The sequence below is a fragment of the Psychromonas aquimarina ATCC BAA-1526 genome (assembly GCF_000428725.1).
Taxonomy (GTDB): Bacteria; Pseudomonadota; Gammaproteobacteria; order Enterobacterales; family Psychromonadaceae; genus Psychromonas; species Psychromonas aquimarina.
The window spans coordinates 14,063-31,221 of the sequence record NZ_AUAM01000035.1 but is presented as its reverse complement, the minus strand read 5'-3'; the positions used below and the strand labels follow the sequence as shown (position 1 = coordinate 31,221).

Sequence of the window (17,159 nt, the reverse complement as noted above, 5' to 3'; positions counted from 1 at the left end):
CTAAACACCTTCATCTTGAACACCACTCTGCAGCTGTTTGTTTCGTGCTTTCTGATAAAAGTAGGAAACACTCAGCAGTATCGCACCGATCACCATAAAGGCGATAACCTTCTGGATAATCTCAAAGCTGGCCATATCCACCAGCAGAACTTTAATACAGGCTAATGCAAACACAGCTCCCGCTAACCTGATCATGCCCTTCCGCCCGGCCCTCAGGCTGATAAACATTAAAACACTGCCGTGTATCACAAGAAGAATGGCACTTAACGGCGCGGCAGCCAGTGTACTCAGCTGGTAACTCCACAACAGATAGCTCAAGGCTAACAAAATATGCCAGCCCCAGCGCAGCACATCCAGCGGCAGACTTTTCCGATGCAGACGAACGGCAGCCCCCCGTTCAACAATTAATTTCCCCAGGATCAGCAGTGTGCACAGCTCACAAAGCATCACTATCAGGCTTTCAGCAGATAAGCTGAAAGACACCTGGCTATGCAGCAGTACAGGCGCAGCGGCAAAAACAAACAGCAGTGCGTAAGCTGCGCTATAACTAGAGCGTAATACCAAAGCAGACGGGTGACGGCGAAGCAGTAAATAAAAATAGGCACACAAAGCTGCGGCAACAACTGCCCACTCAGGCTGCCATAAGCTCATTAAACTATGGGTAATAACCGCTAGAACCAGAGCAAAATAATAGGGGCTTAACTGCCACTGTAAGCGCAGAATAAGCTGCTGCAGCCTGTCCAGGTACAGATAACGATAAACTAAAAAGCCCATAAACAAGCCCCCTGCTGCTAATGCCGCCAGCCCCTGCCACAGTTCAAACAGGCAGCTGAGCGCAGTAATAATAATCGCGCTTATGGTTAGAATTTTGGCCTCTAAAATCAAAGCCCTATGTTTAACATATCGAGCCAGCATCAAGCTGATAAAGCCGCTTAACCAAAGTGCAATACTGATATAGTCAGTAAACAGGCGTATTACTTTCGGCAGGAACAGTAAAGGGACAGCTAATAAGCACAGAAGCTGCAGACGATAGGCTAATTTAATGATCTTCGAATCGCTGAAATAACGCCTGTACCAGTAATAAGTCAATAACAGAGAAACAAACAGTTCCACTCGGGCTAACTGTGCATAAAGCGGCTGCTGCGTAAAACTATAGCTGCCGGAGTCCATAATACCCAGTACCGTCAGAGCCAGCAGCGGTAAAAGCAGCAGCCAGGCGGTTATTTCAGTAAATTTAAGCTTATCTTTAGCGGCTAAATAAAGCAGCAGCAGGCTGATCACAGGAGCAATATTTACAAAATACAGCTCACTAAGCAGATAGGCGCTAAACAATAAACAGACGGTATAACTCAGGCTGAGCAGCTCTTTAATTACTATCCATATTTTCCCTTCAAGAGCTATAAACAATACTTGTCCATTGTTAAAAAGCAGTTTTTTCATCAAGGCAGCGCTTGTATACAGGGCTGCAGCTGTCATAAATAAAATAATTAAAGTAAAAGCATAGGAATCAAAATTATTAAGATTGTAGTGGCTGACACTAACAGCTTCACTTAAAGCGCCAATATTAACCAGCAGCCCAGCGGCTAAAAGAACATAGGCTTCTGAACGCGCAGTCAGATAGGATTCTTTAGCACCTAACCACAGCAGCAGCGTCCCTTCCAGCAGCAGCACTAAACCTAAAAAGTCGCGGCTGACCAGCTGCAGAGCGGCAAAACCGGCAAAGCTGGCGGCAAACACCAGCAGTATGGGACGCAGCGGCTTATAGCGGCTGAAAAACAGGTATCCGGCACTGCACAGCAGGGCGTTAACTAAAAATATCTGACCGCTGAATACACTTAACTGACTGACCGTCAGCAGTACAAAGGCCAGTAAAGCAAACGGCATAACCTGTATTGCTTTATTCATTAAACCAGGCTTTTCATCCGGCAGCCGCTCTCTTTTATTAAAAGCAAGTATGGCCGTCAAGGCGTAAACATAAAACAGGAGGTTTACCGAGAGCAGCGCGGCCAGCACCTGCCAGTCTAAAGACACAAAGGGTCGACCAAGATAAAGCATAAACAGTTCGATACAGGCAATATGCACTAAGGCAGTTACCTCCATCAGTGCCGGCCAGTTAAGCATACGGCTCTGCACCACAGCACAGCAGCCGATCAACAGCAGATAAGGCAGATACAGCAGCGGAGCCTGACTGTCAAAAAGCAGCATAACAGGAGCAAGCGAGCCCCCCAGAAGAGCAACAACGGCAATTACCCGAGTTTCAAGTTTCATGGAAAGAACAAAACCGGCAGAGGTGATCAGCAGTAGTAAAAGAAAGCTCATACTGCTCGGAATCAGTTCAAAATAGGGGCCGATAAAATAAGTACATAGATAGTTAAGGATCAGCCCCAGGCCGACCAGTCCCGAGGAGAAATCCTCCATACCGGGGCGTTTTTTACGGATAAACACAGCGAGAAGCAGAACAGCATTGGCGGCTGCAAACCCCGATAATGCCTTGGCCAGCTCTGAAAACCAGTTATTGATCGAATACTGCAGCAGATAAGCAAAACCAAGGGTCAGGGTAATAATTCCCACCACCGTCATTAAGAAAACCGGGCCTAACCCGCGCTGCTGATAATGTTTATAAAAAGAGTGAATTTGACAACTGACAGCGCTAAAGGGGCCGAATAAAGCACCGGCAAATTCGCCTAAGCGGTTTAACAGGCCTGACTGGCTGAGCTGAATAACAGCTTCCCGGGTAATTTCAACGCTAAGCTCCGGCTGTGCACTGCTGTTGTTCTGCTCACGAATATGCTCTGCACTGCTTGATAAAATATCGGCAGTGATTTCTTCACGCCCCGGGCGCAGTGTTTCATTTTCATAGGCATGAAAAACGGCATTACCATTTTTTATAGCAAGCTGCACAGTCTCTCTTGACTGCTTTCCTGAAGAGGACTGGCTATCAGCACTGTCTGACAACGAACCTAACTGCTCCAGCCGGCGGCTTAAATCATTAAAGCGCTTGTTTATATTCTGCTGCTGTTTATCCTGCGAGGTCCTGAGCAAATCAAGCTCGGCCCTAAGATTTAATAGCTCATCCTTTAACTGCATAATCCTGTCCCGAATCAATTTAGCTATAACACTCTATTTTTACAGAGAATAGTGTAGCCGCCTATTGTTCCTAGAGCTAGGAATATCATGTTTTTATGATTATCTTGTTAGATAGAGAGGAATACAGGCAGACATATCCCAGTTAACTGGGATATGTCTGAATTATTTTAAAAAGTTAACTTGCAAACTGTTCTTGATGCCAGTGATTTAAACGCGGCATTAACATCATCAGCAGCAGACTTAACGATAAACTGCCCATCAGTACAATGACTGCGTAAGGCGCGCTTAATCCGGTCTGCTGAGTAAGGCCGGCAAGCAGGGCTGCGCCGCTCATCTGGATACAGCCGAGCATTGCCGAAGCCGTTCCGGCGCGTTCGCCGAATGCAGACAGTGCCATGCTGGTAGCCGGTCCAAGCAGCAGTGCAAAACCGATACACAGCAGCATCATAGGCAGCATAAAGGTAAATGCGCCGGCTAGACCGGCATTCGGCCCCCACTGCTGCCCGATAAACTGCAGTACAGCTGATGCTAATAAGGTAGACAAGGCAATAATTACCGTCGGACGGTTACCAAAGCGTTTAATTACCATAGGTGCGCAGAAGCAGGCGGCAATATTAACCGCGGCATTCAGGCCGAATAACGCACTGAAACCTAATTCAGAAATACCCAGGTGTCTAATCAGCCAGTCGGGAGCGTAGGATACGTAGGTTAAAATAGATGCCATACCGGCCATGCAGGCTAAAGCATAAAACATAAAGTGCGGCTCGCGCAGAACGGGTTTAAAACGCTCCCAATGATATAGACGCCCGCTGGTATCGGTATTTTCCGGACGAGTTTCAGGCAGCCTGTATAACACAATCAGCAGTACCAGTATCGCAAACAGAGCCATAAAAATAAAAGTTGCACGCCAGCCGAACTGCAGCGCAAGCAGTCCGCCTAAGGTTGGGGCTAATGCCGGGATCACACAGATAACACCGTTCAGATAACTGTAATAATGCGCACTCTGCTGACTGTTAAAGCTGTCCCGCACGGCACTGAATACCACAATAGAAGTTGCACAAGCGGCAATCCCCTGCAGTATCCTGGCAATCTGCAGCCATTCAAACTGCACCGCCATGGCGCCTAATAAACTGCTCAGACCGTAAAGTACAATACCGGCAATCGCAATCGGACGGCGTCCAAAACGATCCGCCAGCGGGCCGATCAGAATTTGGCCTATACCCATAGCAAATAAAAACAACACTAAAGTAGACTGTACTTCACTGGCTGAAACATTAAACTCTGTTGCCATAACCGGCATAGAAGGTAAATAAATATCGATAGCTAAGGGGCTTAAAACCACCATAGTCATCAGTACGGGTAATATATTTTTGCGCATTTTTTTCCTCTGTAATTTTCTTTAAATAACACAGTAATAATCTAATTTTGTTCTTAGACTATGCGGCGCAGTTTACCCGGGTTATGATATGAATCATAATGGCATAATGTCCAAACCTAATTTCCTTTAAGGAATATCTATGAATATTGATAAACTAGCACGCATTGATCTTAATTTATTAGTAATCCTGCAGATACTTCTTGAAGAAGAGAGTGTTACCCGGGCGGCCAGCCGCCTGCACCTTAGCCAGTCTGCACTGAGTAAAAGCCTTAACCGGCTGCGGGATACCTTAGAAGATCCGCTTTTTTTACGCGGCGCCCACGGTCTAAAACCCACCAGCCATGCGCTGCAGTTAAAATCACAGCTGCCGGGCATTCTGCAGGGCCTGTATCAGGTTACCCTGCCGCCGCGCTTTACTCCAGCCGGCAGCCATCGCCAGTTCTCCTTTGCGATGGTCGAAAGCGCCTATGATACTCTGCTGCCTTATTATATCGGCCCGCTTCTACGCCAGGCACCTAATATTACTTTGAACTCATACGGCTGGACTGAAAAGTCAATGCAGGGGCTGCTGCAGGGGCAGATTGATCTGGGTATTACCGCCCGGGATCTGCACCCGACTTCTGATTTTAGACTCAATAACCTGCCCGACGGTATCACCCAGAGCACACTGTTTACCGATCAGCAGATCTGTTTAGTACGGCAGAATCATCCGGTTCTAGAAATATTAAAAACAGAGCAGTGGGATCTGGATAAGTATCTGCAGATGTCACATGTGCAGATACGCTGCGAAGGAAATGACTGGTGGGCACTGGATTATCATTTAGCCGAATCCGGTAAGCATCGCCAGATCAGTACTACCCTGCCCGATTTTTACGGCGCAGTCAGCGCCTGTGCACACAGCGATCTGATTGTTACCCTGCCGTCCAGTTTTGTGCCCCATGCCCAGAGGCTTTACCCGTTAGTGCAGCTGCCCTTGCCGATAGAGTTTTCACCGCTCGTTTATGTACTGTTATGGCACAAACGTAATGATGACGAACCCGGTCATAAATGGCTGCGTGAAACTATTTGTCAAAGTGTTGCGCAGGTCTTGCCGGCGGCGGATACAAGCTCAACCAGGCTCTGAAAAAAACATAAATAAGATTTTCTGTTTTACCTTATACCCAGGCCGCCTGCTGATTCCTGCATCTTCAAGTGGTTTGGCTATATAAATATTGAGCACTAGACTCCTTACAATACTATTTTCTTAACTCATTGATTTTTCAGCAAGTACAAAATTCACACAAGCACAAACTCCCTGTCTCTGTGCTTTTTCACTTTAATTCACAAGTTTTCACGAAATTTCATGCCGGTAAAATCCAGCTCTCGGTTAGCATAATCTGCATCATAATAAGGCTGGAGTTAACAATGAAAAATGATGCAGGCGAGCAGAGAGCGCAGTATGCCAAATTTTTATACCGCGCAACTTTTGGTCCGAAACAAGGTGAAATCGATAACTTACAAAAAATGGGTCTTAAGGCCTGGTTTGAACAACAGACACAAAGTCCGGCTTCTTATCATCTTGCAAAAGCGCAGGAATTTGCGGCACTAAGCGAAGAACCCGTAAATGACAATATGCGCACCGGTGCGTGGTGGCAGAGAAGCATACAGGCAGATGATCAGCTTAGGCAGAGAACGGCTTATGCACTAAGTCAGATATTTGTTGTGTCAAAACACGGCGTAGGCAACCGCCATGCAGAACTAGCCAATTATTACGATATTCTGCTCAAGCACGCTTTCGGTAATTTCCGTGATCTTCTGGAGGAGGTTACTTTAAGTTCGGTAATGGGCAGATACCTGACTCTGGAAGGCAGCCGCAAGGCAGATGCAGATAAGAACACTTTTCCGGATGAAAACTTTGCCCGGGAAATTATGCAGCTGTTCACTTTAGGCTTATGGCAGCTTCAGCCGAACGGCTGGCCTAAACTTGATGCGCAGGGCAATAAGATACCGTCATACTCTCAGAATGATGTCGAAGAGCTGGCCAGGGCGTTCACCGGCTGGCGCAGCAGCGACCTTTTTGCCCCTATGTATGCCGACAACGGACGCCACGACAGTGAAGCTAAAGAGATACTCGGCAGCTCTTTTCCTGCCGGTCAAAGTGCTGAAAATGATATGCAGCAGGCCTTAGATCTGCTGTTTAACCACGACAACACTCCGGCATTTATTGCAGCCTTATTAATAAAACGCTTTGTTACCAGTAATCCGCGCAGACAGTATATCCTGCGTGTGGCAGATGTATTTAGAAGTAATGCCGACGGTATCAGAGGTGATCTACTGGCAGTACTGAGCGCAGTACTGACCGACAGTGATGTAATCAACGGCTTCGCAGAATCCGGTGATCTGCAGAGAAAAAACACCTTCGGACGGGTACACGAGCCTATTATTGCAGTAGCTAATCAGGCCAGAGCTTTTGACATGGTTTCAGAGGGTCCACGGTGGTGGGATTTTCAGTACACTGAGGCTAATTTAGGGCAGTCTCCGCTAACCTCCCCGACAGTCTTTAACTTTTATACGTCGGACTTTACTCCCCAGGGCGAACTGGCAGAAAATAATCTGACTTCGCCGGAATTTTATCTGCTGACGGCAGATAATATGCGTCGTATTCATAACCGTTTATGGGGAAATATCTATGCGGCCTGGGCTTCACCCAGCGAAAGAAAATGGACCTGGGATGCTGCTGAATTTGAAGCACTAGAGGCCTTTCCCGAGCAGTATATAGCACTGATTAATGAGCGCTTATTCGGCGGTTTAATGTCACAAGAGTTAGCGGATTATCTCAATTATATGCTTACTGTTGAGCTGCAGGGCGAATATGTCCATCTCAGGGTAAGGAACACTCTGTATGTCGCTGTAACGTCACCTGAATTTTTCTGCCCGGAGTAATAGAATGAAACTATCTCGTCGATCTTTTTTACAAATGAGCGCAACGCTTGCATCATCAACGGCACTGGCATCACTGCCGAATACAGCTTCAGCTGCTGACATTCAAGACGGCCACAAAGCGCTGGTATGCATCTTTTTATTTGGCGGTAACGATGCTTATAATATGCTGGTGCCGCTCTCAGAGCCTGCATATTCAGAGTACATTAGCGCCCGACCGGAGCTAGGCCTGACTAAAGAGCAGATTAGCCCCACAGGACTGACTACAGATAACGGTGTAGCGCTGGGTATTCATCATGCTATGGCTTCTATGCTGCCGTTATTTGCAGACGGTCAGGCCAGCGTAGTTATTAACAGTGGCCAGCTGATCGAACCGACCACACGAAGTCAGATAGAACAAGGAGAAGTAGACTTACCCGATTTTTTAATGGCGCATAATTCGCAGCAGGAGATGTGGCAGTCAGGTACAGAGAATCTTTCGCATCCCTACGGCTGGGCCGGTCGAATGATGGATATGCTCGGCATCAGCAGCGGGATATCTCCTTTGTTTTCGATTAGCAATGAAGCAAAACTGCTGCGTAATGCATCCAGCAGTCAGACAGTTATCAACAGTTCAGGCGTAGATAACTACAACGCCTGGGATCAGGAAAGCCGAGTGAACGGTTATTTTTCTCACTTCAAAGACAGGGAGTACAGCAATGTCTATGAACGTAATTATGCTCTGCGAATGAAAGAAAGCGTCATAGAAAATGATGAATTAAAAAATGTGCTTAATGCCTACCCGGCAACGGGCAGTTATCCGCAAAGCGATCTGGCAGAGCAGTTAAGCATGGCAAGCCGTTTAATTCAGGCCAATGATATGATGGGACAAAAGCGCCAGGTCTTTTTTGTCGGAATAGGCGGCTTTGATACCCACAAAGATCAAAAGACTGCTCACCATAACCTGCTGGCTCAAGTTAGTGATGCCGTAGCGGCCTTTAATCAGGATATGAATGACCAGGGACTCAGTGAACAGGTAACCAGTATTACCATGTCAGATTTCGGACGGCGCATCATAGCTAATGCTTCGGGTACGGATCACGGCTGGGCCGGACATCAGATTATCAGCGGCGGTGCAGTTAATGCAGCCTCAGCTTACGGGAACTGGCCGGACTTAACACTCGAGAGTGAGCATAACTACAATAACGGCCGTATCATTCCGGGAACTGCAGCCGATCAGGTCAACGCTTCATTATGCAGCTGGTTTGGTCTAGATAACGCGCAGATTCTAGAGTTATTTCCGAACTTAAACAATTTTGACTCACCTTACTTAGGCTTTGTTAGTGTATAAGAGGTAGAAAAATAACGGCAGGTATATACCTGTCGATATTAATCTTATAATTCTATTTTCTTTTCTGTAATACACTGGTTAACAGCGTTTTCCATACTGCAGATCACCTGACTGCCGTTTATATCCAGCAGGCGCAGGTGATTAAGAGTTTTTCTTAAAAAATACTGCTTAATAAAACGTGACTCGTCATCAGATGAAATATGAACTTCTCTATCGAGCATTAATAGATAAATATTATCTCCAAGCCGCCCGAATACAGCTTTACCAAAAAAAAACGAACCTTTATCCGTTTCAATTGCAGTGTAGGCGATACCGTTCTCACACTTCATCTTGAAATCGAAGCGTTCCCTTTCCCCATGAAAATCCATTGAACAGGAAGTGCCGATCAGGAACGGCGCGCTCAATACTACGAATATTATTAACAGTCCCGCACCGACAAATAATGATGGTTTATTTCTAAACAGTGAAAAGTTCATAAAAAATTCGGGCCTTTATTTAATCGCCTGTTAACTTGCAGTATGGCTTGTCAGGGGAATCATCACAAAAATAAGTGCTGGAAAATGGAGAATAGATATTATTAGCCAGCAGCAGCGTTAATAACAGTAATGCGGTTAAATATATAATATGTTTATAGGACCACTCACTGTTAAGCCCCGTTTGCTCAGATAAAATCTGCTCTTGCGGGTTTAAGTTCACATCAGCTTCGCCTAAGCGGCTCTGCTGTGAACTTAAGTCAATAACAGATAAAGATTCAGGCTCAAATTCAAGGCCGTCAGCAAGAGAAAAATAAACGGGTATAATTTCAGCATCAATATAATAACCTCTGGAAGGTACTGTTGTTATGCTGTTTTCAACACCAAGCTCCTGCAGTTTTCTTCTTAGACTTTTAATCGCCACACTGAGCGTATTATTACTTACAACCCGCTCCGGCCAGCCGGTTTTCAGAAGAGCCTCCCTTTCCACCACCTTTCCGGCATGCGCTAATAACAAACCTAATATATTTATTTCTGAATGGGGCAGTTGAATTTTTTTATTTTCCAAGCACAAAGTGTGATGCTCAATTTTTATTTTTTGTGTCATATCTGTGTCTTCATAACTAACCATAGGCTTTGAATATAATGGGATTTCACCTGAGCACAGGCGAAAATACGACATGACTTAACATTCTCTTATAGATAACCCGCGGCGCAGAATGTAAAGCACAGGTTTATACTCTAATTAATAATCTATCATTTATGTCAGTGCTCCCACCCCGCACTTATACCCCAAAAGTAATAACTTTAACAGTCCTGTATACAGCAGTTAACAATATTTATACAAACGAAGCATAAATGGTTATCAGTCTAAAACTCTTTTTATAGTGAGTTTGTCCAGATTTGCCGCAACGGCCGGGAGCTTTTGCTCTCACAAACATGTACTTCTAAATAATCATTAATAACTGCTGCTGTTTATAAATTAGTTATATATCAGCATCATACACATTAGCACTGATGCACTAGCTTTATCAGTAATTATCAATAATAGTTTTTGATTTTTTTCTTCAGGCGGAACTCCCTAGGCTGGTATCCGATTTAGTAACCCATGCCTGAATGTAAGCAGATATATCAGGCACCTGAACAAATAGGACAAACTATGCTTAAACAGCTTTGTGCGGCGCCCCTGCTTGTATTTACTGTAAATACTTACGCCTCCGATGTTACCGCCATTCCGGAACAGTCCGGATGGAACGGATTTTTAATGGGAGGACTCGGCAGTACGCAGTTCTCATCAAACTTTGTTTCCGGCACGCAAATGAACAGCCTGTCATCCGCAGATACAGACTCTCTTTACGGCTCACCGCAGAAAGAATCAACATTCGCTGTGCAGTATAACTTTGATGTTCGTTACACTTTTGCAGACAGCGGCACTCAGCTTGTATTAGGAAATCTGATGCAGGATGCACTGCGCCTGGATTTCAGTCAGCAGCTGGGTATTCGTCAACAGGTAAAAAACAAGGGTATTGTCTCCGTTTCTTACCTGTTTTCAGGTATTGCCAGCGAAGTGTGGGTTGATCCCTATCAGACAGACACGCAGCGCAGCAGCACTGAAAAAAGCTCAAACGGTGTACGCCTAGGGTGGGAACAGATATGGGCAACACCGTTAACATTGACTTACACCCGCCGGGAGCAGACCTTAGCAGAAGAAAGCAGCGGCGGCAGTTTAGGCTTAACAACTGACGAGCAGCAGAGTCTGGACCGCAACGGTACAATAAATTCCCTTGAAAGTGCCTACCGCTGGCGGCTGCAGAAAAATCAGCAGCTGACCGGTGCGCTAATATGGGAAAATTATGATCTGCAGGGGGAAGCAATGAGCCGCACACGTATCGGCGGACAGCTCACACATAGTTTATCCACTCAGAACTACACTATTGTCAGCAACCTTTATGCAGGTGCTTTACGCTATGATGAAAACAATCCTGTCTATGATACTAAAACCGATGCTGCTGAAATAGCTGTCAATGTCAGTTTATTCAGACATAACCTCTTTGGGGTAGAGTCACTAAGCGGGCTGGCGACAGCCCTGTGGGGACGCTCAAATTCCCAGGAAGATTTCTTTGACTCCACCATGAGCCGCATTTCAGCCGGTATCGTTTACAAGTTTTAAAGCGGACTTATCCGCTAAGCAAGTATTGTGTCAGAATACCCGGTAATACAAACCCGCTTAAAACTCACAACAAGCTGCGGGCTGTTATTGTATTTCTGACAATGCTTTTTTTATTTTTCCTGCCGTTGCTCTATCAAGCCATTTTGTCCAGACCTCCGGGAAGTGCACTAAAAAATATTCAGCCGCATCTTTACCGTCAGCCCGCTGCTCTTCCATCCAGGCTAATAACTGGTTCATTTGTGCATTAGTAAATGAACGCGCTGAAATGTAGGCTAATGCTTCAGGCGAATTCATTGCAAACCTTTCGGTCACTACAGTATCGACAGCAGAGTGCGGATACATGGTGACTTTAGATGCTGCGCAGTCATTTTGAGTAATACATTCTTTAAAATATTGTTCGTCTGTTCCCGAACCGAAATCAACCTTGACCATTTTATATTTACCAAGCACAGATGTCGGCGCCCAGTAATAACCAAACCATGCCTGTTTACGCTTATAAGCTTCAGCAATCGAAGCGGCAAGCGCGATACCTGAGCCTGGATCAACTAAATCAAAACCGAACTTATCTAATTCCAGCGCGCGAAACAGGTGGCCGGCTGAAATTCGGCAGTTCCAGCCGACAGGGCAGCCCATAAAAACAGACTTATCCGGATGCTGCGGATCTCTAAATAATGCAGCATTCGCTTTAATACCGGCAATCGTAGCTAATTCAGGATTTTTCTTCACCATATATTCCGGTACCCAGAAGCCCTCTTCTCCACCGTCGGATAATGGTGAACCAGCATAACGTATTCGCTCTTCCTGTACACCAAGATCTAATGCCTGCTTAAACGAACTACTCCAGAACTCAGGAGCGATATCCGGCTGCCCTGAAGCAATCATAGAAGTTCCCGTAGGCATAGTATCGCCGGCTATAATCTGAACATCACAACCAAAACCATGCTCAAGAATAAAGCGGTCGAGACTGGCAATCAGAGTCGCTGAATCCCAGTTCATATCTGCAATACTGACTCTGCCGCAGTCACTGGAAAAAGCGCGGCTGGAAAGTGAGGTTAATACAAGAAAAAAAGAGATGATGAGGATCTTTCGCATACTAATATCCCTATTATTTATAATCTTGGTTTAATCTATATAGCCAACAACAGGCTGTGTGATTTTGTATAAATTTATGCATTTATTTATCTAGATTAAGACAGAAAACATAATCCCGCCTGCTTATTTTGCGAACCTGCAGCAATAAAAGTGATTTTCAGCGGATAATTTATAAGCGCATAAAGTTTATAAACCAGCAGCCAACCATCCCCATAAAAACAACTACTTATATAAACAATTTAATATCATTTATATAAGAATCACATAAATGAGCAAAATTTGACCGTTATATTGATCACAATATTATTGTCGCTGACTTTTATTTTCTTATTAAAAATACATTATAGGGACCGGTCCCGGGACCAGTCCCAAAAAGTGGTGAGAGCAAACAATTTTAAACGAAGAACTTCATAAACTCTTTGGCACAGACATTCTCATTAACCGGATAAATGACCAGATTTACTAAAAACATCTTTAAAAACAAGGTGTAGAAAGGAAACACAGCAAATCCAGACTGCTTATATGATTAAGCTTTAACACAATAAGGAAACAACAATGAAACTATTACCTCTTGCAGGCGCAATTTCTGCAGCACTATTATCAGCAAATGTAACGGCAGAAACGTCTCCTCTAGAATTTAACGGTTACATGCGCGGTGGTGTGGGCCTGGGCAGTGAAAGCGGTTCGAATCCAAAATGGGAAGTCAATAAAGTTGGACGTTTAGGTAACGAAAATGACCTCTACGGTGAGTTTGGTTTTAAAAAAGAAGTTTTTAATGATGGTGAAACTTCATATGTGGTTGATTCAATGCTTAAGTACTGGGCAGGTCAGGACGGAGCCGGCGGTGATGTAGAAGTTGCACAGTTTAATGTACAGGCACAAGGTCTGTTTGAAGATAAAGATATTGTTCTTTGGGGCGGTAAACGTTACTACCAGCGTCATGACGTACATATCCTTGATTCTTACTACTGGGATATAAGCGGCACAGGTGCAGGTATTGAGCATATCAATATGGGCCCGGGTAAACTGTCTATGGCATTAATTCAAGATGATGTTGCAGGTGATCTTGATGACGGTCAGGAAATCACTGCAGTGATAGCCGATATCCGCTATGCAGGCATTCCTCTATGGAACAGAGCTGATTTAGAAGTGGGTGTTGACTACAATTACGGGCATGAAAGAAACGGCCAGAAAATTGACGCTGATGACAGCATCTTGTTGACTGCAAGCATAACCCAGAACTTAGATGCCGGTTTTAATAAAACCATTTTACAGGCAGCCACTGCCGGATATGCAGAGCAGATGACAGGTTACGGTTCTGGTAACGGCATAAAACGTGATGTTAATGATAACGATGCTTCAGGCTACCGTATTATCAACTGGGGTGTAGTGTCTTTAAGTGATGATATCGAATTTGGTCACTCTGTACTTTTTGCAGCTGCTGGAGATGTTGACGGTACTGATACCGATGACACGCTGTTCAGTGTCGTTGCTCGTCCAATGTACAAATGGACTGAGAAGATGCGTACCATAGTAGAAGTGGGCGGCTTTACTCAAACAATCAATGATGTTGACGGTGCCGGCAGTAAAGTTACTGTTGCTCAGGCATGGGTGCCGCAGGTAGGTTTCTGGTCACGCCCTGAAATTCGTGTTTTCGCCAGCTACATGAATGACTACGAAAATGAGACCGCATTCAACGGTGCAGACAGCGAAGTTAGTGTGGGCATGCAGGCTGAAGCATGGTGGTAAACCCAGGCTGACCTGACAATCAGATTAACAGGAGCCCCCTGCTCCTGTTAATCTTCTTATTCCTTTAAGTACAAAGACTCACTACTGCAGGCCCATCGCATATTTCATCACTCTGTTTTTAAGGGCCCCGCTGTTCTGTGCCAGTCCTAAAATGCCTTTACGTAATAAGCGCACCGAACTTAATTCACACTTACTGCCTTTATAAAAAACATCCATAGCCGTCTGCATCAGTAAATTGGCTGGTTTACGTCTGTTTTCGTAGCGTTTTAATATACTCTGCAGCGGCAGATCGCGGCTGTTGTGCAGAAGATCTACTAAGCATTCAACATCCTTAAAACCCAGGTTTACTCCCTGCCCGGCTAAGGGGTTAATAGTATGAGCGGCATCACCTAACAATACACATGCACCTTTATAATAAGAGTGCGCATGGCGGCGGGTCAGCGGAAACGAAGCTTTATCCTGCACTTCAAAGTCAAAATCTAAAGGGGCAAACTCAGCTTTTACGGCATCTTTTAACTGCGCATTAGACAATGACTTTAACTGATTGATTTTTCTTGGGTTATGGTACCAGACTAAACTGGCGTTATTATCTGCAAGCGGTAAAAATGCACAGGGGCCCGTTTCCCGAAACTCCTGCCAGGTAATATCCTGCTGAGTGCTGTTGGTTTTAATATTAATCAGCATACACTGCTGACGATAATCCCATGCTGTAATACCAATATTTAATAACTGGCGGACAGCAGAATTTGCGCCGTCACAGGCAATTAAAAGATCCGCACTGATCTGCCCGGCGTTATCTAAATCTACCGATACACCTGAATCTGAATTATTGATCCCCTTAACTTCTCTGTTCTCATAGAAGGTAACATTATTAAGTTCTTTGAGCGCCTGCCATAATACCGCCTGGATCCAGCGGTTTTCAGCAATATAACCTAAAGCGTCAATACCAATATCAGCACTGTCAAATTTCAATTTGCTGCTGCCCCTTTCCCAGGTCTGTAAGCCCCGGTAAGCACAAAGGCGGTTTGCCGGGATCAAATCCCATACTCCGGCAAGCTCTAAGAGGTTTTTACTTTGCGCGCTGAACGCCGATACTCGCAGATCAAAGGCTTCGTCTACAGACGGCATAGTGCAGGGCGTTTTTTCCACAAGGTGAACCAGCTCCCCCTGCCGGGCTAACAATAATGCAGTTAATGCACCAACCATACCGCCGCCGATTACTATTACTTCTCTGTTTTGCATTATTATTTTCCTGAAAATTTTAAGCTGCGTTTATTGTAATCAAATTATTCTGACTTATGGGAAAAACAATAGAGAAAAAGGCTCAAATTCAGAAACTTAATTCCCTGCTGTTTTTAAGCCCTTTAGCTGTTATTAATAGAGTTAAACAAAAAGTAGCATGATTGCGGTGAAGTGCGTAAAATGCGACCTCTTTTTATAGAACACAGTATGAGTAAACAGATTATGAGCATGAAATTACACGTCAAAACTTGGGGTTGTCAGATGAATGAATACGATTCATCAAAGATGGCAGACCTGTTAAATTCAAGCAACGGTTATACCACCGTAGATAATGCAGAAGATGCAGACGTTATTTTACTTAATACTTGTTCAATTCGTGAAAAAGCCCAGGAAAAAGTATTTCATCAGCTTGGGCGCTGGAAAAAATTAAAAGATAAAAAACCAGATTTAGTGATTGGTGTCGGCGGCTGCGTAGCGTCTCAGGAAGGCAAAGCAATCCGCCGCCGCGCGCCTTATGTAGATATTATTTTCGGTCCGCAGACTCTGCACCGTCTGCCGGAGATGATTAAACAGGTTAAAGAAGATCACGGCACAGTTGTTGATGTCAGCTTCCCTGAAATTGAAAAGTTTGATTCACTGCCTGAGCCGCGCGCAGAAGGTGCAACCGCATTTGTTTCCATTATGGAAGGCTGCTCAAAATACTGCACTTACTGTATTGTTCCTTATACCCGCGGTGAAGAAGTCAGCCGTCCGCTTGATGATATCCTGCTGGAAGTTGCGCAGTTAGCCGAACAGGGCGTACGTGAAATTAACCTGTTAGGACAGAATGTAAACTCATTTATCGGCGCAACTCACGACGGCGGCACCTGCAGTTTTGCCGAGTTATTACGTTATGTAGCCTCAATCGACGGCATTGACCGTTTACGTTACACCACTAGTAATCCGATTGATTTCAGTGATGATATTATTGACGTCTATAGAGATACTCCTGAGTTAGTGGATTTCCTGCATTTACCCGTGCAGGCCGGTGCAGACCGTATTCTCAGCCTGATGAAACGCGGCCATACGGCCGACGAGTACAAAGAAAGAATTGCCAGTCTGAAAGCGGTTCGTCCGAACCTGACGGTAAGCTCTGACTTTATTGTTGGTTTTCCGAATGAAACCGACGCAGATTTTCAAGAGACAATGGATTTAATTAACCATATCGGTTTTGATACCAGCTACAGCTTTATCTACAGTCAGCGCCCGGGTACACCGGCCGCCGATATGCCCGATGATGTGACTCTAGAAACCAAAAAACAGCGTTTAGCTGTTCTGCAGGATAGAATTCATCAGCACTCGCAGCTGATCGGCCGCCGTATGGTGGGATCTGTACAGCGGATTTTAGTAGAAGGCCCTTCACGTAAAAATATTATGGAACTGTGCGGACGTACTGAAAACAACCGTATTGTTAACTTTGAAGGTGATCACCGCTCAATCGGCGGTTTCGTTGATGTTGAAATTACTGAGGTGCATAGCAACTCAATTCGCGGTAAGTTTATCCGCGCTGAAGCAGATATGAATCTGCGTGAATCGATTCGTCCTGGCGATATCGTGAATAAACATGAGAAAAACCTGGGTGTTGAAACATTCACACCTGAATTAAACGGTTAATATATACCAGACAGCCTCAAGATGCTGATTCCTGCATATTGAGGCGGCCTGGCTATAAAGTACGGG

At 45.0% G+C, this 17,159-nt stretch carries 12 protein-coding genes; 6 read left to right on the top strand and 6 right to left on the bottom strand.

The features are described from left to right. Nucleotides 1–3,087 carry a DUF2339 domain-containing protein gene (locus G337_RS0113585; protein ID WP_037027505.1) on the bottom strand — a complete coding sequence of 1,029 codons (3,087 nt, stop codon included), beginning with the start codon at nucleotides 3,085–3,087 and terminating at the stop codon, nucleotides 1–3. A 175-nt stretch (nucleotides 3,088–3,262) separates the two neighbouring features. Next, nucleotides 3,263–4,465: a multidrug effflux MFS transporter gene (locus G337_RS0113580; protein WP_028864380.1), complete on the bottom strand. Its 1,203-nt coding sequence runs from the start codon at nucleotides 4,463–4,465 to the stop codon at nucleotides 3,263–3,265. A gap of 139 nt (nucleotides 4,466–4,604) precedes the next feature. Here G337_RS0113580 and G337_RS0113575 point away from each other — a divergent pair, with 139 nt between their 5' ends. The 3 genes from G337_RS0113575 to G337_RS0113565 all read left to right on the top strand — a co-directional run bounded on the left by G337_RS0113575 (nucleotide 4,605) and on the right by G337_RS0113565 (nucleotide 8,714). Beyond that, nucleotides 4,605–5,588 carry a LysR substrate-binding domain-containing protein gene (locus G337_RS0113575; RefSeq protein ID WP_028864379.1) on the top strand — a complete coding sequence of 328 codons (984 nt, stop codon included), beginning with the start codon at nucleotides 4,605–4,607 and terminating at the stop codon, nucleotides 5,586–5,588. 281 nt (nucleotides 5,589–5,869) lie between these two features. Beyond that, nucleotides 5,870–7,387, top strand: coding sequence for a DUF1800 domain-containing protein (locus G337_RS0113570; protein WP_028864378.1), 1,518 nt, complete (start codon nucleotides 5,870–5,872; stop codon nucleotides 7,385–7,387). Between the two features lie 4 nt (nucleotides 7,388–7,391). Beyond that, nucleotides 7,392–8,714, top strand: a complete 1,323-nt coding sequence (locus G337_RS0113565) for a DUF1501 domain-containing protein (RefSeq protein ID WP_028864377.1) — start codon at nucleotides 7,392–7,394, stop codon at nucleotides 8,712–8,714. 44 nt (nucleotides 8,715–8,758) lie between these two features. Here the strand turns inward: G337_RS0113565 and G337_RS0113560 are convergent, their stop codons facing one another. Together G337_RS0113560 and G337_RS27745 are read right to left on the bottom strand one after the other, a co-directional pair. Beyond that, nucleotides 8,759–9,190: a hypothetical protein gene (locus G337_RS0113560; protein ID WP_028864376.1), complete on the bottom strand. Its 432-nt coding sequence runs from the start codon at nucleotides 9,188–9,190 to the stop codon at nucleotides 8,759–8,761. A gap of 19 nt (nucleotides 9,191–9,209) precedes the next feature. Then, nucleotides 9,210–9,794, bottom strand: a complete 585-nt coding sequence (locus tag G337_RS27745; protein WP_169719630.1) for a winged helix-turn-helix domain-containing protein — start codon at nucleotides 9,792–9,794, stop codon at nucleotides 9,210–9,212. Nucleotides 9,795–10,346: 552 nt separating this feature from the next. Between G337_RS27745 and G337_RS0113550 the strand changes: the two genes are divergently transcribed. Further along, nucleotides 10,347–11,357, top strand: a complete 1,011-nt coding sequence (locus G337_RS0113550; RefSeq protein WP_169719629.1) for a DUF2860 family protein — start codon at nucleotides 10,347–10,349, stop codon at nucleotides 11,355–11,357. Nucleotides 11,358–11,441: 84 nt separating this feature from the next. Here G337_RS0113550 and G337_RS0113545 read toward each other — a convergent pair whose 3' ends face one another. Continuing rightward, entirely contained in the window at nucleotides 11,442–12,449 is a 1,008-nt protein-coding gene (locus G337_RS0113545) for an ABC transporter substrate-binding protein (RefSeq protein WP_028864373.1), read from the bottom strand. A gap of 555 nt (nucleotides 12,450–13,004) precedes the next feature. On the opposite strand from G337_RS0113545, the gene G337_RS0113540 reads away from it, so the two are divergent. Next, nucleotides 13,005–14,198 carry a carbohydrate porin gene (locus G337_RS0113540; RefSeq protein ID WP_028864372.1) on the top strand — a complete coding sequence of 398 codons (1,194 nt, stop codon included), beginning with the start codon at nucleotides 13,005–13,007 and terminating at the stop codon, nucleotides 14,196–14,198. A gap of 81 nt (nucleotides 14,199–14,279) precedes the next feature. Here the strand turns inward: G337_RS0113540 and G337_RS0113535 are convergent, their stop codons facing one another. Beyond that, entirely contained in the window at nucleotides 14,280–15,440 is a 1,161-nt protein-coding gene (locus tag G337_RS0113535) for an FAD-dependent monooxygenase (protein ID WP_028864371.1), read from the bottom strand. Between the two features lie 222 nt (nucleotides 15,441–15,662). On the opposite strand from G337_RS0113535, the gene miaB reads away from it, so the two are divergent. Then, nucleotides 15,663–17,093: a tRNA (N6-isopentenyl adenosine(37)-C2)-methylthiotransferase MiaB gene (gene miaB / locus G337_RS0113530; RefSeq protein ID WP_028864370.1), complete on the top strand. Its 1,431-nt coding sequence runs from the start codon at nucleotides 15,663–15,665 to the stop codon at nucleotides 17,091–17,093. Nucleotides 17,094–17,159: the final 66 nt, after the last annotated feature.